Source organism: Faecalibacterium sp. Marseille-Q4137, from assembly GCF_017377535.1.
Lineage (GTDB): Bacteria > Bacillota > Clostridia > Oscillospirales > Ruminococcaceae > Faecalibacterium > Faecalibacterium duncaniae.
In genome coordinates this window covers 27,224-48,264 of record NZ_JAFREK010000023.1, presented here as the reverse complement: position 1 = coordinate 48,264, position 21,041 = coordinate 27,224, and the positions used below count along the sequence as shown (strand labels likewise).

General features: G+C 59.0%; 20 protein-coding genes and 1 tRNA gene. 10 read left to right on the top strand and 11 right to left on the bottom strand.

The genetic code is table 11. From position 1 onward, the window contains the following. The first annotated feature begins 228 nt into the window (after positions 1–228). Positions 229–558 carry a PadR family transcriptional regulator gene (locus J3353_RS10405; RefSeq protein ID WP_005936428.1) on the top strand — a complete coding sequence of 110 codons (330 nt, stop codon included), beginning with the start codon at positions 229–231 and terminating at the stop codon, positions 556–558. Further along, positions 555–1,223, top strand: coding sequence for a hypothetical protein (locus J3353_RS10400; protein ID WP_207684810.1), 669 nt, complete (start codon positions 555–557; stop codon positions 1,221–1,223). Before J3353_RS10405 ends, J3353_RS10400 begins: the two co-directional genes overlap by 4 nt. A gap of 124 nt (positions 1,224–1,347) precedes the next feature. Here J3353_RS10400 and J3353_RS10395 read toward each other — a convergent pair whose 3' ends face one another. The 5 genes from J3353_RS10395 to J3353_RS10375 form a co-directional block, all read right to left on the bottom strand. Beyond that, positions 1,348–2,886, bottom strand: coding sequence for an AAA family ATPase (locus J3353_RS10395; RefSeq protein ID WP_207684809.1), 1,539 nt, complete (start codon positions 2,884–2,886; stop codon positions 1,348–1,350). Positions 2,887–2,898: 12 nt separating this feature from the next. Continuing rightward, the gene (locus J3353_RS10390) at positions 2,899–4,341 is read right to left on the bottom strand and encodes a VWA-like domain-containing protein (protein ID WP_207684808.1); all 1,443 of its coding nucleotides are present in this window, start codon (positions 4,339–4,341) and stop codon (positions 2,899–2,901) included. Further along, positions 4,325–5,401 (bottom strand): leucine-rich repeat protein, encoded by a 1,077-nt coding sequence (locus J3353_RS10385; RefSeq protein ID WP_207684807.1) that lies wholly within the window; start codon positions 5,399–5,401, stop codon positions 4,325–4,327. The genes J3353_RS10390 and J3353_RS10385 overlap by 17 nt, the downstream gene beginning before the upstream one ends. 63 nt (positions 5,402–5,464) lie before the next feature. Beyond that, the gene (locus J3353_RS10380; protein WP_005936439.1) at positions 5,465–5,617 is read right to left on the bottom strand and encodes a hypothetical protein; all 153 of its coding nucleotides are present in this window, start codon (positions 5,615–5,617) and stop codon (positions 5,465–5,467) included. A gap of 24 nt (positions 5,618–5,641) precedes the next feature. After that, positions 5,642–7,300, bottom strand: coding sequence for a glutamine--tRNA ligase/YqeY domain fusion protein (locus tag J3353_RS10375; protein ID WP_156067345.1), 1,659 nt, complete (start codon positions 7,298–7,300; stop codon positions 5,642–5,644). Between the two features lie 204 nt (positions 7,301–7,504). On the opposite strand from J3353_RS10375, the gene J3353_RS10370 reads away from it, so the two are divergent. Then, positions 7,505–7,580, top strand: a tRNA-Pro gene (locus J3353_RS10370). A gap of 61 nt (positions 7,581–7,641) precedes the next feature. Here J3353_RS10370 and J3353_RS10365 read toward each other — a convergent pair. Beyond that, complete coding sequence (locus J3353_RS10365) at positions 7,642–8,073, bottom strand: Rrf2 family transcriptional regulator (RefSeq protein WP_005936443.1); 432 nt, start codon at positions 8,071–8,073, stop codon at positions 7,642–7,644. Positions 8,074–8,356: 283 nt separating this feature from the next. On the opposite strand from J3353_RS10365, the gene cysK reads away from it, so the two are divergent. Next, complete coding sequence (gene cysK, locus J3353_RS10360; RefSeq protein WP_005936447.1) at positions 8,357–9,289, top strand: cysteine synthase A; 933 nt, start codon at positions 8,357–8,359, stop codon at positions 9,287–9,289. Positions 9,290–9,378: 89 nt separating this feature from the next. Beyond that, positions 9,379–10,320 carry a tRNA-dihydrouridine synthase gene (locus J3353_RS10355; protein ID WP_207684806.1) on the top strand — a complete coding sequence of 314 codons (942 nt, stop codon included), beginning with the start codon at positions 9,379–9,381 and terminating at the stop codon, positions 10,318–10,320. A gap of 45 nt (positions 10,321–10,365) precedes the next feature. Here J3353_RS10355 and J3353_RS10350 read toward each other — a convergent pair whose 3' ends face one another. Continuing rightward, positions 10,366–10,611 carry an IreB family regulatory phosphoprotein gene (locus J3353_RS10350; protein ID WP_005936452.1) on the bottom strand — a complete coding sequence of 82 codons (246 nt, stop codon included), beginning with the start codon at positions 10,609–10,611 and terminating at the stop codon, positions 10,366–10,368. A gap of 187 nt (positions 10,612–10,798) precedes the next feature. Between J3353_RS10350 and J3353_RS10345 the strand changes: the two genes are divergently transcribed. Together J3353_RS10345 and J3353_RS10340 are read left to right on the top strand one after the other, a co-directional pair. Then, on the top strand, positions 10,799–11,215 hold the full coding sequence (locus J3353_RS10345; protein ID WP_117506159.1) for a holo-ACP synthase: 417 nt from the start codon (positions 10,799–10,801) through the stop codon (positions 11,213–11,215). 143 nt (positions 11,216–11,358) lie between these two features. Further along, positions 11,359–11,709: a type II toxin-antitoxin system PemK/MazF family toxin gene (locus tag J3353_RS10340; protein WP_005936458.1), complete on the top strand. Its 351-nt coding sequence runs from the start codon at positions 11,359–11,361 to the stop codon at positions 11,707–11,709. Positions 11,710–11,761: 52 nt separating this feature from the next. Here J3353_RS10340 and J3353_RS10335 read toward each other — a convergent pair whose 3' ends face one another. Next, positions 11,762–12,148 carry a metal-dependent transcriptional regulator gene (locus J3353_RS10335; protein ID WP_035395062.1) on the bottom strand — a complete coding sequence of 129 codons (387 nt, stop codon included), beginning with the start codon at positions 12,146–12,148 and terminating at the stop codon, positions 11,762–11,764. A gap of 403 nt (positions 12,149–12,551) precedes the next feature. Here J3353_RS10335 and J3353_RS10330 point away from each other — a divergent pair, with 403 nt between their 5' ends. Beyond that, positions 12,552–13,694, top strand: coding sequence for a ribose-phosphate pyrophosphokinase (locus J3353_RS10330; RefSeq protein WP_097772746.1), 1,143 nt, complete (start codon positions 12,552–12,554; stop codon positions 13,692–13,694). Between the two features lie 96 nt (positions 13,695–13,790). Here J3353_RS10330 and J3353_RS10325 read toward each other — a convergent pair whose 3' ends face one another. The 3 genes from J3353_RS10325 to J3353_RS10315 all read right to left on the bottom strand — a co-directional run bounded on the left by J3353_RS10325 (position 13,791) and on the right by J3353_RS10315 (position 16,526). After that, on the bottom strand, positions 13,791–14,342 hold the full coding sequence (locus J3353_RS10325; protein ID WP_207684805.1) for a Fe-S-containing hydro-lyase: 552 nt from the start codon (positions 14,340–14,342) through the stop codon (positions 13,791–13,793). 156 nt (positions 14,343–14,498) lie between these two features. Beyond that, positions 14,499–15,338, bottom strand: a complete 840-nt coding sequence (locus J3353_RS10320) for a fumarate hydratase (protein ID WP_207684804.1) — start codon at positions 15,336–15,338, stop codon at positions 14,499–14,501. Positions 15,339–15,353: 15 nt separating this feature from the next. Further along, the gene (locus J3353_RS10315; RefSeq protein ID WP_098923223.1) at positions 15,354–16,526 is read right to left on the bottom strand and encodes an NADP-dependent malic enzyme; all 1,173 of its coding nucleotides are present in this window, start codon (positions 16,524–16,526) and stop codon (positions 15,354–15,356) included. Between the two features lie 280 nt (positions 16,527–16,806). On the opposite strand from J3353_RS10315, the gene J3353_RS10310 reads away from it, so the two are divergent. After that, a complete protein-coding gene (locus J3353_RS10310; RefSeq protein ID WP_242700922.1) occupies positions 16,807–17,949 on the top strand; it encodes a trigger factor in 1,143 nt (380 codons plus the stop codon). A gap of 238 nt (positions 17,950–18,187) precedes the next feature. Then, complete coding sequence (gene clpB / locus J3353_RS10305; RefSeq protein ID WP_207684803.1) at positions 18,188–20,800, top strand: ATP-dependent chaperone ClpB; 2,613 nt, start codon at positions 18,188–18,190, stop codon at positions 20,798–20,800. Positions 20,801–21,041 lie beyond the last annotated feature (241 nt).

Genomic DNA, 21,041 nt, shown 5'->3' with positions numbered 1-21,041 from the left:
GTGCCCAAGATAGTTCGCTGGAAACGGCGCGTGAAAATAGGTAGTCGCCGACTTAAGTGAAAGCTCTGAGATGAAAGTCTCAGGGCTTTTTTGTTATGTATTACCGAAATGCGAAGATACAGTTTGTTCAAACCGCGCAAAGCGTATTGCTTGACAAACTGGCTACTATGTAATACAATGTAGATAAGCTACAATGCATTGCGTAGTAGATGGAAAGGAGGAAGCTGAATGGAAAATAATGCACAGCTGCTAAAGGGTGTATTGGAATATTGTGTGCTGCGGCTGATTGAAAAAGAACCAACCTATGGCTATGAAATAGTGATGCAGTTAAAACAGGTCGGTTTTGCAGAGATCAGCGAAAGCACGCTGTATCCGCTGCTTTTACGCCTGGAGCAGCAGGAGAAGGTGACAGTGGAGCGGCGACCTTCTCCCAAGGGCCCAAGTCGGAAGTACTATGTGATCACCGAAAGGGGGACGGATTCTCTTTTGGATTTTCAACAGGAATGGAACCGACTGTGCGGTTTGGTAGAAAAGATTTTTCGGGAGGATAGAAGATGAATAACTATTTCACCTTGCGAAGAGCGAACCGTCTGCGCGTAAAACTGCTCAACAGCAAAAGCCAGGAGCAAATCAGAGAGGTTATTCGATATCTGCGGCGTACCAGTTGGGATGAGTGCGGCGTAGAGCTGATATACAGTGACCTGATCGATATGGCGGTGCAGGCCAATGAGAATGGGCAGGAACTATTCAACGTGATTGAGGATGCAAAAACCTTTGCTGAGGAGGTTAAGTCAAGCCTTAAAACTTTGAGGACTGGAGATTATTTCTGGTTTGTGGCACCACTGTATTTCTTCTTTGGCTGGGGGATAGAGGGGCTGCTGCTGTATCCGGTGGTTCCGGACTGGGTGTTTGAACTCTCACTTGGGTATTTGATGCAGCTTGTGGTCTGCATAACTGCTTTTTGCTGGCTGTTCCGGAAGATGATGGAGCAGGCGGGGTTTCCGCCAAGCAAGCATCGTCTGAAATACTGCGGTTGGCTGGTGCTTTATATTGCAGTGCTGTATGCAACAGGTGCATTTTTTACACGGATCGCTGGAGCTTTTGTTTTGCTGCGCCTGCCGATTTTGCCTTATGCCCTTTTCAGCCTCCTGCTGGATGCGGGGTTGTATGGCATAAAATTTTGGAAGTATGGCAAAGATGAACGCTTGAGAGAACGTATCTGAATCCTCCTTATGATGTACGTCTGCCGAGCCGTGGAAAACGAGCTCATCCCTGACCTGAACAAAGTAAAGAAGCGCTTCATCCTCTCCCGGATGAGGCGCTTCTTTTCTCATAGATGATGGGTGCTTACTGCCCTCCGTGGCGGCGGGCTTCGGCGGCAAGCTCCTGCTGCAGCGCGGCCTTGCGATGGTCGAGCAGCAGGTCTTTGTTGTACCGGAAATAGCGGTCACAGCCATTTTCGGTGATGAAGGCATGGGAAGCGGGGTTCAAGGTCAGCTCCGTGACGAACACCACCATCTCCTGGCTTTCGGCAAAGGCGTTCTCCATAAAGTCAAATGCAGCTTCCAGCGCGGCGCTGGCGGCTTCCTGTGCCTGATCCCGGGCCTCGGCAAGGGACTGGAACTGTGTGCGCAGGAGGTCAAAGGCGGGCTGTGTGCTCACCGCATTGGCGCGGCGCAGCTCCGCATCCCAGCTGCGGAGGGCGGCATATACCTGCAGGCGGGTATTCAGCGCGTCATGGCCCAGCAGACCGGCGGCACGCTGGCGCTGGGTCTCGGCATCATAGTCCGTGACCATCTGACCGAACAGGGTAAGCTCCCCATCCGGGATGTCCGCAGGCAGGGTGGAAAAGCCCTGTTTGGCCTCCCGCAGGAAGGCGTAGCAGGCATCGGCGACGGCATCGGCCTGCCGGGAAGCAGTGAACCGGGTGTTCAGACCGGCCAGGATCAGACTGACCAGCGAGAGCCGTTCATCAAACGGTGCATTGAGCAGGCGGGCATAAACGGCAGGCTTGACCTGACCGGCCAGGATCTCCTCTACGCCGTAGTCGTCACGATACTTATAATAGAGATCAAGATAGGCAGAGAAGTCCTCTGCGATCTTCTGGTGCTGGAGATACTGCCGGATGAGTGCTTCATCTGCCTGCAGGCCCAGCGATTCATAGGTGTCCAGCAGGTTGGAGAGATCCTCCCAGCCGCGGGCAGTGACGAACTGTGTGCCGTCCACGTCGGCGTTGATCTGGTAGAAGTTCTGGGGATGCAGATCGAGGTAGCTCAGGATGGCACTGTGGATGTGGGCTGTGCGGGCGTAATCCTTCCATACCTGCAGGTCGGGCTCAATGTCCATCCGACGGACACGGTCCAGTGTGACGATATCGAAATCACGGACAGATTTGTTATACTCCGGCGGGTTGCCTGCCGCCACGATGACCCAGCCGGCAGGCACAGCCTGGTTGCCGAAGGTCTTGCACTGCAGGAATTGCAGCATGGTGGGGGCCAGCGTCTCGGAAACGCAGTTGATCTCGTCGATGAAGAGGATGCCCTCTTTCAGGCCGGTGGCTTCCATCTTGGCGTAGACGCTGGAAATGATCTCGCTCATGGTGTATTCGGTCACAGAGACATCCTTGTCGCCGTAATGGCGCTGCCGGATGAAGGGCAGGCCCACGGCGCTCTGGCGGGTGTGGTGGGTGATGGTGTAGGCCACCAGTGCCACGCCGCACTCCCGGGCGGCCTGCTCCATGATCTGGGTCTTGCCGATGCCCGGAGGGCCCATCAGCAGGATGGGGCGCTGCCGGATGGAGGGAATGGCATACTCACCCAATGTGTCCTTAGCCAGGTAGGCTTTGACAGTGTGTTCGATCTCTTCTTTGGCGCGTTTGATATTCATAAGTTCACATCCTCACGAGTTGTTCAATTCACGGTAAGGGTCGTCCTCTTCGGCCAGCGCGTCGGCCAGTGCCGATGCGGCCCGGGCCGTTGGCCCTGAAAATTCATCCTCGTCCAGAACCACCTTCATGGCCCAGGGGGGAACGTTGGCATCATCGAATTTTTCGCCCAGGAACAGGAACGCGGTATCGTAGGCCGGGCGGCGGGCCGGGTAGGTGCCCATGCCATCGGTAAAATAGAGCAGGCCCCGCAGGTTGGAGAACTTCTTCTCGGCGCAGAGCTGGTTCACATATTCAAAGGCAGGCCGGAAATCGGTGCCGCCGCCGCCCCGCAGCTCAAAGTGGTTCATGGCATGGATGAGCTCGTCTTCGTTACGGATGAGCAGATCCTGCCGGATGGCGTTGTCTGCCTGAATGAGATGCAGGTTCATCCGGTGGAAGAAGTTCTCCCGCCCTTTCAGCAGGGTGTAGGTCTCGGCCAGAAAGGCCCGTACCAACTCGCCGGAGGTGGAGTAGCTGGTGTCAATGACCAGCGCCAGCTCCTCGATCTTCTTGCTTTCCCGGGTCTCCAGGGGCTCGATCAGGGGCATGTTACCGTAGACCGACAGGCCGTAGGTGTAGAAGTTCAGGTCGAACTCATCCGGATCGAGGTGGACCTCCCCCCGGGTCACGCAGAACCGCCGCAGGAAATCCTGATAGCTCCGGCGGCTGCGGTTGGCGGCCTTGACCTGCTGCTTCAGGGCATCGGCACCGTCACCGGCTTCCTTGTCCCGCAGGTCCAGCTCGGTCTGCATCCGCTCACCGATCTTCTGCCACGTCTTCTGGGGCAGGGGCGTGGGCATCTGCTGGGGCTGCTCGGGGGCATCCTTGGGCCACAGGCGATGATCATCGGTGTAGAATTCCCGCTCCAGCTGGCGTAGAACGCCGGGGGTCTGGCCAGCCAGCCACCGGTAAGCCGGGGCAGCGGCCACCACCCTGCCCTCCGCGGCAATGGCGGCGTAGGCGTTCTGGCGCACCCAGGTCAGCGGGCGCTTGACACTGGAACGATTCAGGCTGTCCAGCACATTCTCCACGGCGATATCGCAGGCCAGATTCCACAGCCGGGCATCCCGCTTGCCCTTGAGCCAGAGATGCCGGAATACGCAGTGGAATACCGTGTGCAGATACAACCGATTGAGATATTTTGGATTCTCCTGGTAGAGCCGCAGCAGGGCGCTGGGCTGATAATAGAGGTTCACGCCGTCTGTGGCCAGCACGCCGCACCGCTCGTCCGGTATCGGGGTCAGGGCACTGAGCGCCATATCCAGAAAGCGGAAGTCAAGGTACAGCCCGCTGCGCACCACAGCCAGCACCTCGCCGCCCATCCGGGCCTGCCACTCCTCGTGGGTCTCTGGCCGTTTGGATGCAAAGGGCTTGCGGGGGTCGAAGAATTTCTCTTTTTCAGAAATCAAAATCATACCTCCGCTTCTTCGGGGCGGAACCCCTCTTTTTGTGCTCTGCGTCGGCCAGCAATGCCGCGGCAGCTGCGTTGTCTGCCTTGGCGGCAAGTACCGCGCCCTCAGCAAAGGCAGCAGCATCCAGCACATCCAGCGCCAGCAGATCCTTTATGCTGTCGGTATCCTGTGCCTTCAGCAGGCGCTGGAGCACAAGGCCGGTGTGAGCGGCCAGAAATTCACGGTAGGGGGCCTTTGCCTTTTCGGTCAGGTTCCATGGCCAGCGCAGGCGGTCGAAGCAGAGCATGGCCGCCACGCCCTGATCCTCGGCGGCGTGGCCGTCCGGGAAGATGGCATCATATTCTGCGGAAAGGATTTTTCCATCCAGAAAACACTGCCTGTAATGATATCCCTGCCCCGAAAAGGTGTGAAGCAGGATGTGGGCGGGGCTTTCCTCTACGTCCTCCCAGTAGGCGGGGTACCATAGCCCTGCCCTGGGACGTGCCTCACCCGGGAGCCAAAACAGTGCCCGCACGGCCTCGGTGATGTTGTTCACAAGGGCGAACAGGCCGGTCTTTTCCTCGGGAGCGGCCCGGACAAGGAGGTCTGCCAGCGCAAAACAGTTCAGGAACACGTCGCTGCCCACGGTCAGATCTCCAGCTCCCACACTGAGCCGCCGCAGCCTACGGCAGTTGTAAAAGGCGCAGCTGCCGATGACCTGCAGGCTGTCCGGCAGGATGATCTCCTCTACGAAATTGCCGCACACCGGGTGCAGCTCCTCCGGGGCGGCAGGCTCTTCCCCGAAGTCGAGGTCGTAGCGGCCATGCCGTCCGGTCAGGTTGCGGCCAAAGGCCTGCACAAGGGTGCAGATGCCGTCCGGGCTGACTTCATAGCGGCAGAGCGCATCGGCCCCGGGCAGGCTTCTGGGCTTTTCGGAGAAGCAGTAGTCCCCCAGCTCGGTGATGGCCAGCACCCCGCCCTCCGGGCCCGGTACGCTTGCGGGAAGGGCCGCACAGGGTGCGTCGCCGTAAACACGGATCAGGCGGGCGGTGTTCTTCTGTAACGGGATGATATCGATAAACATAGGGTCTCCTAACAAAAAAACTGCTGCACGGGCAGAGCCGTGCAGCAGTTGGGAGGGATGCGGTTACTGTGCGGCCTGTGAAGAAGCGGTAGAGGCGGCCGCATTGTCGGCAGCTGGAACCGTGCCGGTATTGGCAATATACAGGCTGAGGAACACACCCATGATGAGGGTGGCAACAGCCATCAGGATCGCATTCCGGATCAGATGCTTTTTCATCTGTTTGTACTCCTTTGAAAGGATTTACTTTGCAGGCTTGAAGCTGTCGCGCAGGGTGACCACGCGGTTGTACACGCCGGGGTTCTTGCTGTCCGGGGTGAAGAAGCCGGTGCGGACAAACTGGAACTTCTCGCCGGGCTTGGCATCCTTCAGGCTCTCTTCCAGCTTGCAGCCCTTGCGCACCACAACGCTCTCGGGGTTCAGGTAATCCTTGTAGTCGCTGCCCTCGGGGATGGCGTTCATGTTGGCCTCGGTAAACAGCTTGTCATACAGGCGGACTTCAGCATCCACAGCGTGGTCAGCGCTGACCCAGTGGATGGTGCCCTTGACCTTGCGGCCATCGGCGGGGTTGCCGTTGCCGGTCTCAAGGTCGGCGGTGCAGTGGATGGCGGCGATGCTGCCGTCGGGGTTCTTCTCCACGCTCTTGCACTTGACGATGTAAGCGCCCATCAGACGAACCTCGCCGCCAATGGTCAGACGCTTGAACTTCGGGGGCGGCACCTCGGCAAAGTCCTCACTCTCGATCCACAGCTCGCGGGTAAAGGCGACCTTACGGGTGGAGGCATCGTTGGCTTCGCGGTTGGGGTTGTTGGCCACCTCAAAGAACTCGGTCTTGTCGGCGGGATAGCTGTCCACGACCAGCTTTACAGGGTCCAGCACGGCGATCCGGCGCTGGGCGGTCAGGTCCAGCTCACTGCGGATGCAGGCTTCCAGCTGACGCATGTCGATCAGGTTGTCGGACTTGGAGATGCCGGCCTCCCGCACAAAGGTGAAGATGGAGGTGGGGGTGTAGCCGCGGCGGCGCAGGCCGCACAGGGTCGGCATCCGGGGATCATCCCAGCCGTCCACGATGCCCATTTCCACCAGCTCGCGCAGGTAGCGCTTGCTCATCACGGTGTTGGTCATGTTCAGGCGGGCGAACTCGCGCTGCTTGGGGAACTCGGTGCCAAAGATATTCTCGATGACCCAGTTGTACAGGGGACGATGATTCTCGAACTCCAGGCTGCACATGCTGTGGGTGATGCCCTCAATGGCATCCTGGATGGGATGCGCAAAATCGTACATGGGGTAGATGCACCACTTATTGCCCTGGCGGTGGTGTTCAGCATACTTGATGCGGTAGATGGCCGGGTCGCGCATGTTCATGTTGGGGCTGGCCAGGTCGATCTTGGCACGCAGGGTCTTTTCGCCCTCCTGGAACTCACCGGCACGCATCCGGCGGAACAGGTCCAGATTCTCCTCCGGGGTGCGGTCACGCCACGGAGAGGGACGGCTGGGCTTGCCGGCATCGGCACCACGGTACTCGCGCATCTCGTCACGGGTCAGGTCGTCCACGTAGGCCTTGCCCTCCAGGATGAGCTTCTCGGCGTACTCGTAGCACTTGTCAAAGTAATCGCTGCCATAGAAGATGCCGCCGTTGGGGTCAGCGCCCAGCCAGTGCAGATCCTCAATGATGCTGTTGACATACTCCTCACCCTCGCGGGCGGGGTTGGTGTCGTCCAGGCGCAGGTTGAACTTGCCGCCATACTGGTTTGCGATGGACCAGTTGATGTAGATGGCCTTGGCGCTGCCGATGTGCAGGTAGCCGTTGGGCTCCGGCGGGAAGCGGGTATGGATCTCGCTGATCTTGCCCTCGGCCAGGTCAGCATCGATGATCTCCGTCAAAAAGTTTTTATCTGCCATAGTGGTTTCCCCCTTGGTTTCAGGGCATCGCAGCCCGGAATTACACTTTCTTTCAATACACTTTATAATACACCATTTTTGGCTCTGCTTCAAGGCAAAAATACAAAGTAAGGGTGGTTTTCGGTGCCATGAGCAGATTTCCGCATTCTGCGCACTTGACGAATGCGCAAAAAAAGGGTATAGTATGATAGTATTCAGATTTTACGGGGTGTTGCGCAGTTGGTAGCGCGCCTGCTTTGGGAGCAGGAGGCCGCGAGTTCGAGTCTCGCCACTCCGACCACGAGAAAAGCCACGATAAACCGTTTATAAGCGCGGTTTTGTCGTGGCTTTGTTTCTGTCATTTAGATGATATAATCATTCCCCGCCTGATCGGGTGCGGCGAGGTCGGCCAGAGTGATCTTGCCAAAGTAGTCGGCGATCATGTCGTTCAGGCCCTTCCACATCGTATAGGTTCGGCAGTTGGGCAGCCGTTCGCAGGCGGGAGCACCGGGCACAAGGCAGCTCACGGGGGCAAGGCTGCCCTCGGTCAGCAGCAGGATCTCTGCCACGGTGTACTGGTCGGGGGTGCGGGTCAGCCGGTAGCCGCCGCCCTTGCCGCGCAGACCTTCCAGAAAGCCGTTCTGTACCAGCACCTTCAGGATGTTTTCCAGATATTTTTCCGAGATCTCCTGCCGTTCGGCGACCTCCTTCAGCGGCACATACCGCTCCGCCTGGTGTTCGGCCAGGTCGATCATTACGCGCAGTGCGTAACGGCCCTTGGTTGAAACGATCATAGCTTTTCTCCTTATCAACCCCTCAGACGCTTCGCGCCAGCCGCCCAGTCAGGGGCGGCAATGCGCAGGCATGGATGGTGGGGTTGTCCCCTTCTCATTAACAAACCTATTATACAACAGGGTTTGTAACTTTTCAATCGCTTTTTTCGCTTTTTCCATTGACAAAGGGGGAAAAGAGGACTATAATACCATCAAACCTACAAAACATGTTGGTTTACAGGAAATATGCAATGCGTCAGAATAGCATCCCGGGCTCTGCGCCCGCAGAGGGAGGACTTTTACTATGAGCAAGATTTACACTTCCGCAGATCAGCTGATTGGCCACACTCCGCTGCTGGAGCTGACCCATATTGAGAAGGAAGCAGACCTGAAGGCCACCGTTCTGGCCAAGCTGGAATACTTCAACCCCGCCGGCTCTGTCAAGGATCGCATTGCCAAGAAGATGATCGACGATGCCGAGGCCACCGGCAAGCTGAAGCCCGGTTCCGTGATCATTGAGCCTACCTCCGGCAACACCGGCATTGGTCTGGCCGCTGTGGCCGCTGCCAAGGGCTACCGCATCATCATCGTGATGCCCGAGACCATGAGCGTGGAGCGCCGCCAGCTGATGAAGGCTTACGGCGCAGAGCTGGTCCTGAGCGAGGGCGCAAAGGGCATGAAGGGTGCCATTGCCAAGGCGGATGAGCTGGCAAAGGAGATCCCCAACGCCTTTATCCCCGGCCAGTTCGTGAACCCTGCCAATCCGCAGGCACACATCGAGACCACCGGCCCTGAGATCTGGGAGGACACCGATGGTCAGGTCGATCTCTTTGTGGCTGGCGTTGGCACCGGCGGCACCGTTACCGGCGTGGGCAAGTACCTCAAGAGCAAGAACCCCAATGTCAAGGTCGTGGCTGTGGAGCCTGCCTCCTCTCCTGTGCTGAGCAAGGGCGTTGCAGGTGCGCACAAGATCCAGGGCATCGGCGCGGGCTTTGTGCCGGATGTGCTGGATACCAAGGTCTACGATGAGATCATCACCGTGACCAATGAGGATGCCTTTGCGACCGGCCGCCTCATCGGCCACAAGGAAGGCGTTCTGGTGGGGATCTCTTCCGGTGCTGCGGTCTGGGCTGCGCTGGAGCTGGCAAAGCGCCCCGAGAACGCAGGCAAGAAGATCGTTGCCCTGCTGCCCGATACCGGCGACCGTTATCTGTCCACCCCGCTGTTTGCTGAATAAGCTGTAACCCCAAAGCTGCTGCGCAGAAATTTTTGCGCGGCAGCTTTTTTTGTGCTACAATAAACCCATCAATTCCAAGGAGAACTGTTATGAACTACTACGCCGCCCCGATGGAGGGGCTGACAGACCGCATCTGGCGGCAGGCCCACCAGCGCTGGTTCGGTGCACCGGAGGCCCCGGTGCGGTACTATGCGCCGTTTCTCTCGCCGCCGGAGAACCGGGTGCTCATCAAAAAGAAGATGGCTGAGCTGGAACCGGCGGCCAACCCGGGGGTGCAGGTCATCCCGCAGCTGCTGGCAAAGGACGGCGAACTTGCCGCCTGGATGATCGGGGAACTTCGCCGGATGGGCTATACCGAGGTCAACCTGAACTTCGGGTGTCCCTCCGGTACCGTGACAGCCAAGGGCAAGGGTTCCGGAATGCTCCGGGACCCGCAGAAGCTGGATGCCTTTCTGGACGCTGTCTTTTCGCAGGCAGGCGGGCCGGTGTCGGTCAAGACCCGGTTGGGCGTGGCCCGGGCGGAGGAGTTCGGGGAGATCCTGAACGTTTACAACAAATACCCCCTCTGCGAGCTGACCATCCATCCCCGGGTGATGAAACAGCTCTACCGCGGCCAGGCCGACCGGGAAGCCTTTGCTGTCTACCTGCCCGCCTGCACTGCTCCGGTCTGCTACAACGGCGATGTGACCACCGTGGATGACCTGCGGGCACTGGAAGCGGCATTCCCGGAACTGTCTGGCATCATGGTGGGCAGGGGCCTCATCGCAGACCCTGCCCTTCTGCGCAAGGCTGTGGGCGGCCCTGCCGCTTCCCGGGAGGAACTGCGCGGCTACCATGATGAGCTCTATCACGGCTACACCGAAGCCTTTGGGATGGCCAGCTGTGCCGTGAGCCGGATGAAGGCCCACTGGTTCTACCTCATCCACCTTTTCGATGGGGCAGACGCACTGGAAAAGCCCCTGCGCAAGGCCCGGGAAGGCTGGGAGTATGAGACGGTGGTGAACCAGATCTTTGCCTGCTGGCCAAAATAAAAGCCCGCCGCCTCCTGCGAGGCAGCGGACTTGTGTAAGCACGGCTCAGACGTTCAGGTAGCTGCGGAGCATGGCCTGCAGCAGATCGTCACGGTCAACTTTGCGGATGAGGGAGCGGGCTCCCTTGTATGTGGTGATATAGGTGGGATCTTCGGACAGGATATAGCCCACCAGCTGATTGACCGGATTGTAGCCCTTTTCCTTTAATGCATCGTACACCTGCTGTACGATCTCGTGAATCTCGTAGTCCTTTTTGTCGTGGATCGAAAAAATAGCAGTCGCGTCGCCCACGCAATGCACCCCCTTCGGTATCCCTCTCGCATTCCGTTCCGAGAGGTCATTGGAACTTATAGCCCATTGTACACGAAATGAACGCTGACTTCAAGATTCCAAGCTGGAATTTGCACACTTTGCCTAAAAATTTTTGAAAATTTGAGTAAAAAGAACGGAGCGAATTTTCCCGTTCAGGAGGTTTTTCATGGTCTACGGAATCGGCTGCGATCTGTGCAGCATTGCGCGGATGGAAAAGAGCCTGCTGGGCCCCCATGGCGCGGTCTTTGCACGCCGGGTGTTCGGCCCGGCGGAGCAGGCGGCACTGGGCCTGCCTCTGGCAGAGGAAGAGGGCACGGCCCGACGCACCGCCCATACCGTGGCCAGCGCGGCGGCGGACTTTGCGGCCAAGGAGGCTTTCCTCAAGGCGGCGGGCACCGGTCTGCGGGAGCCCTTCTCCCTCTGCGAGATCGAAGCCGTCCGCCTGCCCGGCGGGGCACCGGCCTATCACTTTTCCGGCCGGAGCGCCCAGTGGGTGGAAGCACGCCGCCTGCGGGCACATCTCTCCCTGAGCCATGAAGACGGCATGGCCATGGCGTACTGCATCCTGGAAACGGAAACCTGAACTTCCCGTCTGCATACAATGGAATAAGCCCGCGCGTGCATAGCGGCCCTGCAGTCGGCTCATACTAAAGGCAGAGCGACTGAGGATGCGCAAAACGCACCACATAGCGGGCGCATCCTCCAAAATCAGGGAGGGAAGATTCCATGGAGGTACACAGAGGAGAAGTTTTTTACGCCGATCTTTCGCCGGTGGTGGGCTCGGAACAGGGCGGCATCCGGCCGGTGCTCATCGTCCAGAACGAGATCGGCAACCGGCACAGCCCCACCGTGATCGCAGCGGCCATTACATCCCGGCTGGATAAAGCCCGCCTGCCCACCCATATCAACATCCGGGCGGCAGATACCGGCCTTGCCAAGGACAGTGTGGTGCTGCTGGAACAGATCCGCACGCTGGATAAGCACCGCCTGCGCGAACGGGCCGGGCAGATCACGCCTGAGGATCAGCGCCGGGTGAATCAGGCACTGGATGTCAGCCTTGGGCTGGACAGCTACTGACAAAAAATGAGACTGCCAAGGCCTGGCAGTCTCATTTTTTTGATGATTCCAGTTATTTTACGCTGTCCTGCGCGTCGTGGAGCAGGGCATATTCGCGGATCTTTTCCAGCGTCTGCTCGCTCAGGATATGCTCTGCCTTGCAGGCATCCTCGGCGGCGACCTCCTCGTCCACGCCCAGCTGCACAAAGAAATGGGTCAGCAGGCGGTGGCGGCTGTAGATGCGCTCTGCGATCTCGCGGCCCGGTTCCAGCAGGGTCAGGTTGCCCTCACCGTCCACCGCGATATAGCCGTTCTCCCGCAGCTTCTTCATGGCAATGCTCACGCTTGCCTTGGTATAGCCCAGCTCATTGACCACATCGATGGAACGGACACGGCCCATTCTCTGGTTGAGCATCAGGATCGTTTCAAGATAATCTTCTGCGGATTGGTGGATCTGCATGGTATCGGCCTCCTGCCTTCTTGATTCCCGGCCCGGGGCTGAAAACGCACGTCGGTTCGGTTTGTTATAGAATACCACATTCTCCCGGGGGATGCAAGCAATCCTTAAAAGTTTGTTAAAGCAAACCAACTGAAACATGAAAAATCTGTGGGTTTGTGCGCAGGAACCACCGGGCAGCAGGCAGGGGGAAAGGGAAGAGGAAGGTAAAAGGAAGGTTTTTTGTGTGAAACTCACAGTCTCCAACGTGTTTTTGAACAACAGCTGTGCAAGCCGCAGAAAATGGCTCCAAGATAGAAATTGGGTGTGTCGAAATCTGTTTTTTGTGATAGAATAAGAACAGATATGCGCTTTCAGCATCTGATTTCATCGTCAAGACAACAGGAACATTGAAGGAGTTGTAAGTATGTCCAACGAGATCAATCCGATGGCATTTTTCCAGGAACCCAGCGTGGCAGACCTGCGTCTGCTGGCCTGTCCCGGTGCGGAGGAGCTGACCAAGCTGATCGACCAGCATCTGGTGGAATGGGCAAAGTCCGCAGGCGTGGAGAAGGATAGCTTTATCATCCCCTGCGAGTGCCCCCGCTTCCAGAGCGGTGACGCAAAGGGCCTGGTCAGGGAGTCTGTGCGCGGCGACGATATCTTTATCGTTATCGATCCGGGCAATTACAGCGTTACCTACAACCTGTTCGGTTACGAGAACCACCTCTCCCCGGATGACCACTTTGCCAACCTCAAGCGCCTGATCCAGGCAGTGGCCGGCAAGGCACACCGTGTGTCCGTTATCATGCCCAGCCTGTACGGCGGCCGCCAGCATCGCCGCGTGGTTCGCGAGAGCCTGGACTGCGCTGTGGCTCTGCAGGAGCTGCAGACCATGGGCGTGCGCAACATCATCACCTTTGATGCCCACGATCCCCGCGTTCAGAACGCTGTGCCGCTGCTCAGCTTCGACAATGCAATGCCCACCTATCAGGTGCTCAAGAGCCTGCTGAAGAAGAACCCCGAGATCAGCTTTGATAAGGAGAAGTTCATCGTGGTCAGCCCCGACGAGGGTGCCATGAACCGCAACATGTACTTCTCCAGCGTGCTGGGCTGCAACCTGGGCATGTTCTATAAGCGCCGCGATTACACCCGCGTGGTGAACGGCCGCAACCCCATTGTGGCACACGAGTATCTGGGCGATTCCGTTGAGGGCAAGACTGTCTTTATCGCCGACGATATCATCGCTTCCGGTGAGAGCATGCTGGAGGTTGCCGGCAACCTGAAGGAGCGCGGCGCTGCCCGCATCATTGCCAACGCGACCTTCCCGCTGTTCACCAGCGGCCTGAAGAAGTTCGATCAGGCAGTTGCCGATGGCAAGCTGGACTACGTTGTGGGCACCAACCTGACCTACCGCCAGCCCGAGCTGCTGACCCGCGACTGGTATGTTGACGTGGATGTCTCCAAGTATGCTGCCTACTTTGTGGTGGCACTGAACCACGATATGTCTGTTTCCAGCATCATCGATCCCATCAAGAAGATCGAGGCTCTGCTGGCAAAGCGCAGCTGATCAGAAAGAATGCAATGCAAAAGGAGCTGTACTCCCGCGGGGGTACAGCTCCTTTTTGTATATGCGGCATTCGGCGGAAGCCGGGGCTGCTGTTCCTCAGCGGTTCCGGTAGGCCTCCGGGCCTTCCAGATACAGATCCCCGCCGTGGGCATCCAGGATGACAGTCAGGGGCATGTCCTGCACGGTCAGGCGGCGGACGGCCTCACAGCCGAGGTCGGGCCAGGCGATGACCTCCAGCGTCTGGATGCGTTTGGCCATCAGGGCACCGGCACCGCCCAGAGCGGCCAGATAGACCGCGCCGTTGCGGACAACGGCTTCCTTGACAGCGGCATCCCGCTTGCCCTTGCCGATCATAATTTTGTTGCCCAGGTCCAGCAGGCGGGGGCTCATGGCATCCATCCGGCCGCTGGTGGTGGGGCCGGCAGAGCCGATGACCTCACCCGGGCGCTCCGGGGTGGGGCCGACATAGTAAATGGCGCTGCCCTCAAGATCGAAGGGGAGCGGTTCGCCCCGGTCCAGTGCTTCGATCATCCGCTTGTGGGCCTGATCCCGGGCGGTGTATACCACGCCGGAGAGCAATACGGTATCGCCTGCCCTGAGGGGGGCCAGATCCTGGGCGGTGCAGGGGGTGGTTAAGGTATATTGCATAGGTTTCTCCTTTGTACAACCTCTCAGTCGGGCTTGCGCCCGCCAGCTCCCCTGGTAGGGGAGCCTCTGGCGTATCCAGCAAGCTTTACCCGGCTGCCAAGGCCTCTCCTACTAGGAAAGGTGGCAATGCGAAGCATTGACGGAGAGGTTTGACCCTTATAAAGTCGCGCTGGCGCGGCGGGTGACATGGCAGGAAACGTTCACGGCCACGGGCAGGCCCGCCACATGGGTGGGCATCTGCTCAATGGCAAGGCCCAGACAGGTGGTCTGGCCGCCAAAGCCCTGCGGGCCGATGCCCAGCTCATTGATTGCGGTCAGCAGCTCCCGCTCCAGACCGGCATAGTAGGGATCGGGGTTGGGAACATCCAGCGGGCGGAGCAGCGCCTTTTTGGCCAGATAGGCCACCTTGTCAAAGCTGCCGCCCACGCCGATGCCCAGCACGATGGGCGGGCAGGGGTTGGAACCGGCCAGCTGGACGGTCTCCAGCACGAACTTCCGGAAGCCCTCCACGCCGTCGGCGGGCTTGAGCATCTGGATGCGGCTCATGTTCTCGCTGCCAAAGCCCTTGGGGGCCACGGTGATGGTGCAGCCGTCGCCGTCCACCAGATGAACGGTGATGGCTGCGGGGGTGTTGTCGCCGGTGTTGCCCCGGCGCAGCGGGTCAGCCACGATGCTCTTGCGCAGGTAGCCGTCGGTGTAGCCGCGGCGCACGCCCTCGTGGATGGCGGCTTCAAAGCTGCCGTCGATGTGGACATCGGTGCCCAGCTCCACGAACACGCAGGCCATGCCGGTGTCCTGGCAGATGGGCAGGTCTTTTTCTCTGGCGGCGCTCAGGTTAGACCACAGCAGGTCCAGGGTATTCTTTGCCAGCGGCCAGGGCTCTTCCTGCCGGGCCTTGTCCAGTGCCGCCTGCACATCCTGCGGCAGGCGGGTATTGGCCTCGATGCAGAGCCGGGCTACGGCATCGGTGATGGCTTGTGCGGAGATGTTCCTCATCTCGTGTTCCTCCCTTTACAGGCGGGCAACGCCGGTCTCGCGGGCAGCCTTTGCCACAGCAGCAGCCACGGCCTCGGCCACACGGGGGTCGAACGCGCCGGGGATGATGTTCTCCTCGCTGCGGTCGGCATCGGTGATTAGGTCAGCGATGGCATAGGCTGCGGCCAGCTTCATCTGGTCGTTGATATCGCGGGCGCGGACGCTCAAAGCACCCTTGAACAGGCCGGGGAAGCAGAGCACATTGTTGACCTGGTTGGGGAAGTCGCTGCGGCCGGTGGCCATCACGCGCACGCCGCCTGCCTTGGCTTCGTCCGGCATGATCTCCGGGGTGGGGTTGGCCATGGCAAAGACGATGGCATCCTTGTTCATGGTCTTGCACAGCTCGGTGGTCAGGATGCCGGGGCGGGACACGCCGATGAACACGTCGGCTCCCTCGATGGCTTCCTTCAGGCCGCCCTTGATCTGGCGGGGGTTGGTCACCTCGCCCAGCCAGTTCTTGTGGGCCTCGGCGCTGTTGCAGCCCTTGTACAGGGTGCCGAACTGGTCCACGGCCACGATATCCTTTGCGCCAGCGGTCATCAGCATCTTGATGATGGCAGTACCGGCAGCGCCAGGGCCGTTCAGGACGATGTGCACGTCCTCCATCTTTTTGCCCACCACGCGCAGGGCGTTGATGAGGGCAGCGGTCACCACGATGGCGGTGCCGTGCTGGTCATCGTGGAACACGGGAATATCCAGCTCCCGCTCCAGCGTCTCTTCGATCTCGAAGCACTCGGGGCTCTTGATATCCTCCAGATTGATGCCGCCAAAGGTGGGGGCAATGGCCTTGCAGGCCGCGATCACACTGGCGGCATCGTGGGCATCGATGCAGATGGGGAAGGCATCCACGCCGCCGAACTCCTTGAACAGCACGGCCTTGCCCTCCATCACAGGCAGACCAGCCTCGGGGCCGATGTCACCCAGGCCCAGCACGGCGGTGCCGTTGGAGACAACGGCCACCATGTTGCCCTTGAAGGTGTACTTATAAACATCGTCGGGGTTTTCCTTGATCTTGCGGCAGGGCTCGGCAACGCCGGGGGTGTAGGCGGTAGACAGGTCATCACGAGTCTTGACCTCCACCTTGCTGGTAATGCCCACCTTGCCGTGGTGGGTCTCGTGCATTTCAAGGGCGGCTTTGTTGTAATCCATGGGGTGTTCCTCCGTTTGTATCGGGCGCTTCCCGCGGAAGGAAGCGCCCGGGGTTTCTCGTATCTCCTTTATTTTAACAGAACCGGGCGGGCATTTCCACCGGAAAAGCCGCTTTTTCGGTCGGTGCCCCGCAAAAGTCGGACAAACCCGGCGCTCTATTTGTGGAATTTCTGCAAAATTCTTTTCTTTTTCACTTTTGCCCTTTATAATAAGGTCTGTACTATGCGACCCGAATCTGAACCCGGCGGGATGCCGGTGTTCCAACAGGAGGAACTTTATTTTGAAAAAGATCATCACAAAGGCGGTCTGCCTGCTCTGCGCCGGTGCGCTGGTGCTGGGCGCAGCAGGCTGCTCCAAGTCCGCTGATTCTTCTTCTGCCGCTTCCAGCACAGCCGCCGCTGTTTACGGCAGCGCGGAAGATTACGATTACGAGAACTTCTCCTACAGCAGCGGTCTGGACGAGAATGGCTACTGGGAGGGCGTGAAAGCGCTTGACTATGTCACCCTGCCCGAGAACTTTGCAAGCCTTACCTTCAAGCGTTCTGAGATCGAGCCCACCGAGGAGGAGATCCAGAGCGAGATCGACAGCCTGCTCAGCGACCACGCCACCGAGAAGCAGGTGACGGACCGTGCCGCAGCGGACGGCGATACCGTCAACATCGACTATGCCGGTTCCGTGGATGGCGTTGCGTTCAGCGGCGGCACTTACAGCGGCTACAGCCTGACCCTGGGCAGCGGTACTTTCGTCGATGGCTTTGAGGATCAGATCGTAGGCCACACCCCCGGCGAGACCTTTGATGTCACCGTGACCTTCCCGGAGGGATACAGCGATTCTACCGATTCCGAGGGCAACACCGTTGTCCTGAGCGGCAAAAAGGCTGTGTTCTCCGTTACCCTGAACTACATCAGCGAGAAGGTCCTGCCCGAGCTGACCGACGCGTGGGTGGCCGAGAACTACGGCGAGAGCGATGATGTTCACACCGTGGAGGAGCTGAAAGCGCTCTACCAGAAGATGCTTTACAACACCAACCTGCAGAACGCCATCATGGACGACCTGCTGGCAAACTCCACCTTCAAGGAGCTGCCCAAGGAGGTCACCGATTATCAGGTGAACCAGTGCCTGAACTACTACTACACCATGGCCAACTACTACGGCTACGATCTGGACAGCTTTGTGCAGACCGCCGCTGGCTATGAGAACGCCGATGCCCTGCTGGAGGGGATGAGCGACAGCATCACCACCTACTCCAAGGAGGCCCTGCTCTATCAGGCAGTGGCCGAGACACTGGACATCGTGCCCACCCAGGAGCAGATCGATACCTATTCCTCCTACACCGGCACCTACGGTGAGAACTACTGCACCATGGTTGCCCTGATGGATGCCGTCACCGATGCGCTGACGGAAAGCGCAGTGGTGAGCTGAGTGTCCTGCCCCCCATATCAAGAGAACTTGTGCCGCTTCGGGTCTGCCGGGGCGGCATTTTTGTCTTGTTTGCAAACAATTTGTGAATTGTTGCCGTACCATCGAAAACCCTATTGACAAAGTGGGGTGTTTGGAGTATAGTTTTAGCAGTCGAACAGATAGAGTGCTAAAAATGAAATGGCAATCGATCTGAAAGACTGCTGAAATAACATTTCCGGTACGAATGGAGGTCGATTCTATGAATACCAATCAATATACGCAGAAAACGCTGGAAGCTCTGCAGGCTGCCCAGCAGCTGGCGGTGGAGTACCAGCACAACGCTTTGGAGCCGGAACATCTGCTGCACGCCCTGGCTTCGCAGGAGCAGGGCCTGATCCCGCAGCTTCTGCAGAAGCTGAACGTGGACCCGGGCAGCTTTGCCGCTGCTGTGGCCGAAAAGCTGTCAGCCCTGCCCCGGGTGTCCGGCTCCGGCCGTGACCCGGACAAGGTCTATATCTCGCAGGCAACGGATAAAGTCCTGAGCGCCGCCGCCCGGGAAGCCAAGGCCATGAAGGACGAATACGTCAGTGTGGAGCATGTGTTCCTGGGCCTGCTGGATGAGCCGACCCAGAACACCACGGAGCTGTTCCGCGCCTTCAACATCAAGAAGGATGCGTTCCTGCAGCAGCTGACTGCCGTGCGCGGCAACCAGCGCGTGACCAACGACAACCCCGAGGATACCTACAACGCTCTGCAGAAATATGGCCAGGATCTGGTCGATCTGGCCCGGAAGCAGAAGCTGGACCCCGTGATCGGCCGTGATCAGGAGATCCGCAACGTCATCCGTATCCTGTCCCGTAAGACCAAGAACAACCCCTGCCTGATCGGTGAGCCCGGCGTTGGCAAGACTGCCATCGCCGAGGGTCTGGCCCAGCGGATCGTGCGCGGCGATGTGCCCGAGAACCTGAAGAACCGCACCGTGTTCAGCCTGGACATGGGCGCGCTGGTGGCCGGTGCAAAGTACCGCGGCGAGTTTGAGGAGCGCCTGAAGAGCGTCCTGAATGAGGTCAAGAAGAGCGAGGGCAAGATCATCCTCTTCATTGATGAGCTGCACACCATCGTGGGTGCGGGCAAGACCGACGGTGCCATGGATGCAGGCAACCTGCTCAAGCCCATGCTGGCCCGGGGTGAGCTGCACTGCATCGGCGCGACCACGCTGGACGAGTACCGCCAGTATATCGAAAAAGACCCCGCTCTGGAGCGCCGGTTCCAGCCGGTGCAGGTGGATGAGCCCACGGTGGAGGACACCATTTCCATCCTGCGTGGCCTGAAGGAGCGCTATGAGGTGTTCCACGGCGTGAAGATCAGCGATAATGCGCTGATCGCCGCCGCAACCCTCTCTGACCGCTATATCACCGACCGTTTCCTGCCGGATAAGGCCATCGACCTGGTGGATGAAGCCTGCGCCATGATCAAGACTGAGATGGACAGTATGCCCAGCGAGATGGATGATCTGGCCCACCGCATCACCCAGCTGCAGATCGAGCAGGTCAGCCTGAAAAAGGAGACCGATGCCCTGAGCCAGAGCCGCCTGCATGAGCTGGAAAAGGAACTGGCCGAGCTGCAGGATAAGTTCCGCAGCATGAAGGCAAAGTGGGAAAACGAGAAGAACGCCATTGGCAAGGTACAGACCCTGCGTGAGCAGATCGAGCAGACCAATGCCGCCATTGAGAAAGCCCAGCGTGAGTATGACCTGAACAAGGCTGCTGAGCTGAAATACGGCAAGCTGCCCGAGCTGCAGAAACAGCTGGAAGCGGAGGAAAAGCTGGCCAACGAGAAGAAGGAGGACAGCCTCCTGCGTGACCGTGTGACCGACGAGGAAATTGCCCGCATCGTGGCCCGCTGGACCGGCATCCCGGTGGAGAAGCTGGTGGAGGGCGAGCGCGAGAAGCTGCTGCACCTGGACGATGTGCTCCACAAGAGAGTCATCGGTCAGGACGAGGCCGTGACCAAGGTGAGCGAGGCCATCCTGCGCAGCCGCGCCGGGATCGCAAACCCCAACCGCCCCATCGGCAGCTTCCTCTTCCTCGGCCCCACCGGTGTGGGCAAGACCGAGCTGGCCAAGGCGCTGGCACAGGCTCTGTTTGACGATGAACGCAACATGGTGCGTATCGATATGACGGAGTATATGGAGAAGTTCAGCGTCAGCCGCCTGATCGGCGCGCCTCCGGGATACGTGGGTTATGAGGAGGGCGGCCAGCTGACCGAGGCTGTCCGCCGCAAACCCTACAGCGTGGTGTTGTTCGATGAGGTGGAAAAGGCCCACCCCGATGTGTTCAACATCCTGCTGCAGGTGCTGGACGATGGCCGCATCACCGACAGCCAGGGCCGTACCGTGGACTTCAAGAACACGGTGATCATCCTGACCTCGAATCTGGGCAGTGACATCATTCTGAACGATCTGGAGCAGCGCCGGGTACAGGGTTCCAACGAACTCAGCGACGAGGCAAAGCATCAGATCGACCTGCTGCTGAGGAGCAAGTTCCGCCCCGAGTTCCTGAACCGTCTGGACGAGATCGTCTACTACAAGAGCCTGACCAAGGACGAGATGCGCAAGATCGTGGATCTGCAGCTGGCAGACCTGCGCGGCCGCATGGACGAGGGCAAGCATCTGAATCTGGACGTGACCACCGCCGCCAAGGACTACATCATCGATTCTGCCTACGACAGCGTCTATGGTGCCCGCCCCATCAAACGGTTCATCCAGAGCCGGGTGGAGACTTTGATCGCCAAGGCGATCATTCAGGGCCGCTATGCCGAGGGCAGCACCCTGACCGTGGATTACGACGGAAATGCCCTTGTGCTGAAATGATTTTCCACAGTTTTACCAGTTTTGTACCTCTGTGCCGGCTGTAATGCTTGCATGGGGGTGCGGAATATGATATTATAACAAGTAACATTGATGTGCTTTTCATCGCGGAACAGCCACGGTGGAAAGCACATTTTTGTATCCCTAGGAAAGAACTCCTTCCGTCATCGCTGCGCGATGCCACCTCCCTCGGTGAGGGAGGCTGACCGTGCGGCAAGGCTCCCTCTTTGAGGGAGCTGGCTGC